Annotated in this window: 3 protein-coding genes and 2 pseudogenes; 1 reads left to right on the top strand and 4 read right to left on the bottom strand. The window is 54.1% G+C overall.

The window, feature by feature from the left end; all coding sequences use genetic code 11:
• Positions 1-53 precede the first annotated feature (53 nt).
• From CS369_RS04160 to menF, 4 genes and pseudogenes are all read right to left on the bottom strand, one after another.
• Positions 54-566, bottom strand: a pseudogene (locus tag CS369_RS04160) (enoyl-CoA hydratase-related protein); the annotation flags it as partial.
• Between the two features lie 51 nt (positions 567-617).
• Positions 618-1,439, bottom strand: a complete 822-nt coding sequence (gene menH / locus CS369_RS04155; RefSeq protein WP_244664763.1) for a 2-succinyl-6-hydroxy-2,4-cyclohexadiene-1-carboxylate synthase — start codon at positions 1,437-1,439, stop codon at positions 618-620.
• Positions 1,436-3,165 (bottom strand): annotated as a pseudogene (gene menD / locus CS369_RS04150) (2-succinyl-5-enolpyruvyl-6-hydroxy-3-cyclohexene-1-carboxylic-acid synthase). Before menD ends, menH begins: the two are co-directional and overlap by 4 nt.
• Positions 3,166-3,272: 107 nt before the next feature.
• Positions 3,273-4,613 carry an isochorismate synthase MenF gene (gene menF, locus CS369_RS04145; RefSeq protein ID WP_196906113.1) on the bottom strand — a complete coding sequence of 447 codons (1,341 nt, stop codon included), beginning with the start codon at positions 4,611-4,613 and terminating at the stop codon, positions 3,273-3,275.
• A gap of 592 nt (positions 4,614-5,205) precedes the next feature.
• Between menF and rcsD the strand changes: the two genes are divergently transcribed.
• Complete coding sequence (rcsD, locus tag CS369_RS04140; protein WP_196906112.1) at positions 5,206-7,866, top strand: phosphotransferase RcsD; 2,661 nt, start codon at positions 5,206-5,208, stop codon at positions 7,864-7,866.

Below are 7,866 nucleotides of genomic sequence, written 5' to 3'. Positions count from 1 at the left end.
CTCTCCTGAAAGAAAAACACCCTGTCAGCGTACCGCTACAGGGTGGGGGTGACCATCTCATTAGCCCCCCACCCGCCGTCAAAGGAGCCGACGCGCGGACCGGTTTGCCCGAAAATCGCATTTTCTGCGGCAATGGTCAGATCGCACATCATGTGCAGCACATGACCACCACCGATGGAGTAACCTGCAACCATCGCCACAACCGGTTTCGGACAGGTACGGATCTGACGCTGGAAATCCAGCACATTGAGGTGATGAACGCCGCTGTCATCCTGATAGCCTCCGTAATCGCCGCGCACTTTCTGATCGCCACCGGAACAGAACGCTTTGTCACCGGCACCGGTAAGAATAATCACGCCGATACCGTCATCGTAGCGGGCATTTTCCAACTCCTGGAGCATCTCTTTTACTGTCAGCGGACGGAACGCATTGCGCACCTGTGGGCGGTTAATGGTGATTTTGGCAATGCCGTCCGTCGATTTGTGGTAGAGAATATCGACAAAATCACCGCTGCAATCGTGCCATTCAACCGGGGCATACAGCAGCTCTTTACTCGGATAAAGCATGGTGTTCCTTCCTTCATAGGGTGCCAGGGCGCTACCGTGGCAGAGAGATAATCAGCCCTGCGCCTGTGCGGCGTCGGGCAAAGTGATAAACCTACGTATCTGTTGTGCATAGCCTGCCGGATTGGCACGGTACGCATTGTGGCCCGCCCGCGCAACCGACAACAGCGGCAAGCGATATGTCTGGGCAATAGCCTGAAATTTTTGATCCTGCGCGCCACACAGATAACCAAAGGGAAAACCGCAACGACGCACCGCATCCACTAACCACGGTTGCCGGCCTAACGAGGTGGCTTCCAGCATATCTGCCACGGCAACGGCATCGTTGCGACTGCGCAGGGATACTAACGTCTGGCGCGTTTCATCATCCAAATCCGCAAACACGACCTGACGATACCAGTCAGCCAGCACCACGGATAAGGGCTCATGGCGAAAACGCCACGCCCAGCGCGCATCGTGCTCCATGCGCGCCTGACGCTCAGTATCTTCCTGCAATCCAGGGTTGCCGCCTTCCACTAACAGGCCACGTAATCCTTCCGCCACTTCCCCTGCGCAAGAGGCCGCGAAATCCATTGCGATACACCCACCTAACGAATAGCCAATCAGCCAGTAACGCATGATGCCCTGCGCACGCAATGTCAGTGCCAACTGCTGGCGCATCTCGCTGAAATCACGGACACGCACGCACGTCGAAGCGCCATGACCCGGTAAATCCACTTGCAGAATGGGCCACTCTGGCAACAGCGGGCACAGCGCCTGCCAATCATCACCGCAACCAAGCAACCCATGCAACAGCACCAGCCAGGGTGTCTCTGGTGTAACATCTGGAGGTGCAATACGCAGGCAGTGCAAGCTCATGGCGGGACCAGCACTCATAGCGGGAGCGGTTCTAAACGGGCAATGTCGCTTTCCAACTGTGTTTCAATCTCACCGCTGGCAACCTGAGTCGCGAGTTGATTGAGCGTGTCAGCCCCCGCCTTGGCTTCGACGGCGGCCTCCAGCAAGGTTACGCCACCTTGTGCCCAGCAGGCCGCCGTGGCTTCGCTCATCTGTTGCCAGCTTTCCGCACGCACGTAGTTCAGTACGAACATGGCAGCAACGTGGCTAAACTCCACATCTTGCGGCATGGAATAAAAAGCTTCTCGCGCCCGAGCAGGCGTCGGCAACAAAGAGAAAATCTGTCCGCCGTTGTTGTTCACCACCATCAGCACCAGTGGAGCCGGTGCCTGGCGCAGCAACGCCAGCTAGTTCATGTCGTATAGCGCGGAGAGATCGCCCACAATCCCCAGCGTCGGTAACCCGTTTGCCCGCTGGACTCCCGCCATCGTTGCGATCAGGCCATCAATGCCGCTGGCACCGCGATTGCCATACACGTTATAAGCACTCGGTAACTGCGCCAATGCATCGATCAGGCGAATCACCAGACTATTGCCCGCAAACAGTTGACGATTTGGCGGTAGCAGCGCCGCCACACGGTGTGCCAATGGCGCTTCACCAAAGGGTCCCGCCAACCGCGCGGCCACATAATCACGGACCGCCTCTACGCACGCCGACAATCCGCGCGCCCACGGTGCCTGCTCCTGCGCCGGATGAGCGTTAAGCCAGTCACTGACGGGAGCCACCAGACGACGCCCGCGATGATGGGCAGGATCGAGCAGCCCCGACATCGGGTCAATCAGCCAGAACTCTTGCGGGCAGCAGTGCTCCTGCCAATGCAACACGCGTTTTCCAGTCAGACTACCACCAAATTGCAATACCACTTCGGCTGCCTGCAATTGCTGCGCAGCGGTCGGATGCGCCAGCCACAAATCCGCATAAGGCAACGGTTGGCCGGTTTGCGATAGGGCATCGCCAATCAACGGCCAACCTAACGTTTCCGCCCATGCCGTCAGTTGTGCCCCTTCTTGCGCGGTCACCCGGCCCACCAGAACCACACAGCGCTTTTTACGCCACAGCGGCCAATCGGGCTCCACTGCGACCGCCGTTGGATGTGCTACCCGCAGCCAGGACGCGCGCGTTTGCCACCATCCGCCCAATGTAGCCAGCCAGTCCTGATACAAATCGTCGTCATCGGTGCCATACAGCGGTTCAGCAAAAGGGCAGTTGATATGCAAGGCGCCGTGGGTTAATTCCCCCACCGCTCCATCGATCGCCGACACCAGGCAGCGTGCGGGCAAATCCGGCGTCGGGCGCGAAAGATTGAGTACCTGAGTAGGATGAGACGCATACATACCCTGCTGGCGAATGGCCTGATTGGCCCCACAGTCAATCAATTCCGGCGGGCGATCGGCAGTCAGCACCACCAGCCGCTCTCCGGTCAACTCAGCTTCAATGATCGCCGGATAAAGATTGGCCGTTGCCGTACCCGACGTCACAATGATCGCCACGGTTCGCGCGATGCCTTGGCTAAGCCAAGCGCAAGATGGCCCAGCCCACGTTCGTCGAAATGGGTATGGCAGATTACCGAGGCATGCGCAGCCGCAGCCAGCGTTAACGGTGTTGAGCGCGAGCCCGGCGCGATGCAAATATGGCGAACGCCATGACGAGTCAACGCCTCAAGCAATAATGTGGCCCAGCGACGATTAAATACACTTGTTGACATGCTGGACTCGACTGCTCTGATTTCAGGATATGCCGCTTATTATATTTTTTTTCATGAGGCTGACTTTGATATAAACCCGCACTTTGCACAACAAAGATAAAACAAAACTATGACACTTCGCCGTCGAATAGCGTCTTTAATCCAGCCGCTTTGTTATCCAGCTCGACCCATTCTTCCTCTGGATCAGATCCCGGCAAAATGCCAGCACCGGCATAAAGGTTGATTTTATCGCCATTGATCTCTGCTGAACGTAAGGCAACGCAAAATTCGGCCTGCGCCAGTGAAAGATAACCGGCAGAACCAGCATACCAGCCGCGCGTAAACGGCTCGACCTGACGAATAAACGCACGGGCTACCTGACGGGGCAACCCAGCCACCGCCGCAGTCGGCTGTAAATCATTCAGGCAGGCAGTATCAGAAGCCTGATGCAGCGTGGTACGGATCGCGCGGCGCAAATGTTGCACTTTACGCAACTTTATCACTTCCGGGGGCATAACATCTAACGTGGCGGCGAATTGCTGCAATCGTTGGCTGATATCGTCCACCACGAATTGGTTTTCGCACTGGTTTTTTCTGTCGTTCATCAACCACTGCGCGGGCGTCTCAGCAGTGCGGTCATTGTCATCGCTGGCGACCGTTCCGACTAGCGCTTCCGTGTTCAGGGTGGTCCCCTGGCGTAAGTAAAGGCGCTCAGGACTGAAGCCCATAAAGGCCTGTTCAGCATTGTGGGCTAGCATAAAGTGGAAGCAGCAATGATTGGCGGCGCGGCTGGCCGCCATTATACTTGCCGCGCGCAGCGGCTGAGACAACGTCAGCGTGGTACAGCGCGCCAAAACCACTTTTTCCATTTCTTCGGCGGCAATACTCGCCAGTGCCTGTTCGAGCATGCTAACCCACCCTTCCCGCGAAGGTTGATGCTCTTGCGCCACAATGCGACTGGTCAGCGGCGCAATGGGATGCGCGGGCAACAGGAATTTGATAAACGCGGCGGCTTCATCGGCATCCGACTGCAATGAGGTTTCACTGAACAGATTCACCTTAAGGCTCAGTTGATTGCCCTGACGAATGACTTCAACGCGCGGTAAAAAGAGATAGTCAGCCGACTCTCCCCCTTCCACAGTGGTACGCTCAAAGCCATTGAGACCCCAGACACGCACATCCGGCGCACAGCTATAACGCTGAAAAAAACCTTCGGCATCACTGATATGGCGAAAACCGCGTACGATACCGCACACGGCAGCTTCTTCCGGCTCCTGCCGGTGCTGCCAGTAAAACTGGGGATAAACGGGCTGGGTGGCCAACCAGGGCAACAATGACGGCTCACTCTCTTCTGCCTCCGCGACATCCATGGACAAAGAGACGACGAGTTGTCGGCTTCCCGGCAATGCTGGCTGCGGTTCACGCAATACCTGCTGCATACGACGCAACAAGTGAGAAAGTTGTTTCACCCTTACCCCAAAGCTTAAACGTAAAGCACGGGATTATACGGCAAAAAACGGATGATGTGAGACAGGCTTCCGTGCTATCTAGGGTTAAATCATTGTAAACAAGCACAACAACAAACGGGTGCCGCGCATTATGGATGCTATCGTACAATAATTAATCGCATCAATCGACAAAAGCGGCGAACACAACGCGGTAAAATGGCGTTGCTATCATCATTTATTTCCCAATATCCGATCCTTTAGCCGGTTTTTACCGGCTTTTTTTGCCGCTATACCTATTATCTCCTGAGAATCCCCTTTCACCATTGGCGAATATCACAGCAAAAAGGGTTAACTGTTCCGATTAATATCTGAAGTTACACTACGGGATTAAGGAAGTTTCGATTCAGTGAGGAAGTTATGATAAAAAGGGAGCCGGACAAAGAGAAGGTGGTGCGTGGAACATGGGCAAAGTAACGCGAGAAGCGCAATGCCAAATCGAGAACGCGGAGACAAAAGAGACCGCACAAGGAGCAGGTTGTGCTTATTTGTTGCTGGCTGAGGTCAATGCATTTCATTTTCTCATCTTACGCTCTGCCAAGTAGGAACTGTTATAATGCCTGCGAGTCTGCTTCGCTACCTTACCTTGTTCGCCCTGTTGCTACTGCTGACAACCGGCACGCTGAGCTACAATATCGTGAACAACTGGTTGACAGAGAAGAAATCTACGCTCAACACCCTCGCACTTGGGATGCAAAAGCGTATCGATACCTACCGCTTTTTCACTTACCAAATCTATAGCAATCTGAACAACGACACCACCGTGGGCGGGAAAGATAGCGTCAATGCCATCAGTCTGCTGCCAGATGTGTTCTATGTGGAAAAAAACGGCCAAAAAACCGATGCGCTCATCTTCGGTCAGCACGATAAATCAACGCTGAGCGCGGTGCGCAAGATTTCACGTTATCTCGATATCCTGTGGGGTGCCGAAAGCGATATCTACTCCATGTACTACCTCAACGGTGTAGATAACAGCTTGAGCATGATTTCCACGCAGATACTGAAAGACATTTCCGCACAGTTTCGCGGCAGCTATATCACCGCGATTGCCGAAGCCCGGCGCACGGAGATGCTACAACAGTCAAACGCGCTTGATGAACGCGAAAGCTTCTCTCCCATCCGCAAGCTGCGCTTTTATAATGACTACTATTTTACGCTGCGCACCACTTTCAACCAGCCTGGCCATCTGGCGACCATCATCGCCTTTAATTTGCCCATTAACGATCTGATCCCACATACGCTGTCGCGCGACAATTTCATCCTGCGCGCGGACAGCGTGGGAACCAGCAGTGAAGCATTTACCAATAACGAGTATACGACCCGCGTTCAGTTAAACGGTTCGCTGTTAGAGGTGGCAGCACCGCTGGTTAACGCGCCGGTGAATATCGTTTATCAGTTACCTCTGCGGCAATTCGCTGCCGATATGGTGCGTAATAATATCTGGTTGCTACTGCTGAATTTGGCGCTGCTGGCGCTAACCCTGACTGGGTTCTACCTGTGGCGTCAGCCCAACCGCGATGCGCGCGACGATCCGTCACCGCGCTTGCGTAAACAGCAGGCGCTTTATAAGGAGATCGTTAAACGCGTTCCGATTGGCATTCTGGTTTATGATTTTTCTGCCAACCGCGTGGTAGTACAAAACGCCATTGCCGAGCATCTTTTGCCCCACCTGAGTTTGGAGAAAATCGCTGCGATGGCGCGCGAGCATCAGGGCGTGGTGCAGGCAACCATCAACAACGAGATGTACGAGATTTTGCAGTTCAGCCATCCGCAGATGCCAGAGCACAATCTGTTTCTGATTCGCGAGCAGGATAAAGAAATCCTGGTGCATAAAAAAATGCAATTGGCGCAGCGCGAATATGACAAAAACGTGCTGGCGCGCCAACGGCTGTTAACCAATCTTCGTCAGGAGTTGCATACGCCAATGCTGGCTTTACAGCAACATTTGCTGTCCCTGGCACAAACGTCGGATGACGATATTCGCGCCAGATTGTTACGTAAAGCCTCAGATGAAGCGGCACAAACGATCGCGCTACTGGATAATATTGCGCTCCATGACCGGCTCGGCAGCGACACATGGCAACCGGACGTGGTGCCCTTTTCTCCCCTTGCGATGATGGATAGCTTGCTGCTTGCAAGCTTGCCGCGTCTTTCCCAAAAAGGGCTGCACCTGTTTCATCACTACCGCTTAGAGCCACAACGTTTGTATGTGGGCGACATGGCCATGCTGCAAAAAGCGCTGCTGCTGCTGCTCGATTACGCCATCACCAATACGGATTACGGCAAGATAACGCTCACGCTGGAAGCAGATGCCGAGCAGGCAGACAAACTCGCTATCCGGCTCAGCGATACTGGCACCCGCATGTCAGCGGCAGAACTGGATAATCTGCGCCACCCCTGGCTAACGGTGCCATCGGCGGATCGTTCCCAACAAAATTCGGGATTTGCACTGTTCCTGTGCCATCAACTAGCACGTAAGCTTGGTGGCGAGCTGAGTATCTCCTGTAAACAAGATCTCGGCACTCACTATCAGTTGACGGTCACGTTGCCCGACAGCACCAACAGCGCAGATGAAGACGAAAAACTGCTGGAAGACATGACGGTGCTGTTAGACATCACCGCCAATGAGGTACGTCAGATCGTGCAGCACCTGCTCTCCAGTTGGGGGGCCGAATGTGTCAACGCCGATGAGCGCCAGATGCCCCAGGAGTTCGATCTGCGTATTGTCGATGATGAAGCAAAAATGGCGGATAACACGCTGCTGGTGAACGGTGAGGATACCCAAGTGACCTTACTGGCGCCGCGTCGATTACGCACCAATTTTAATATCAGTCAGCTGTTGCAAGATGCCGTGTTGACCTTGATTGAGCAACAATTTGAGGTCGCTACGCAGGATGCTGCGCCGATGGATATTCAAGAATACGCCCAGCAACTAAAAGCCAGCGACTATTTTTCGCTGTTCGTTGAAACGGTACCCGACGACATTGTCAAACTGTATACTGATGCAGAAACAGGCGACTTTTCAACGCTGGCACAAACGGCGCATCGACTTAAGGGTGTGTTTGCCATGCTAAATTTGCACCCAGGCAAACAATTGTGTGAACAACTTGAGCGGCATATTACCGAACAGGCGAGTGAAGAAATCAAACACGATATTGATGAGATCGACGAACTTGTCCGTATATTATTGCAGCCTAATGGCCAACAAGACGAGTAA

Origin of the sequence: Candidatus Symbiopectobacterium sp. 'North America' (assembly GCF_015762685.1) — a bacterium.
In the GTDB taxonomy this organism is placed as follows: Bacteria; Pseudomonadota; Gammaproteobacteria; order Enterobacterales; family Enterobacteriaceae; genus Symbiopectobacterium.
Note: the sequence above shows the minus strand (reverse complement) of the source record. Positions and strands in the feature narration are given on the sequence as shown.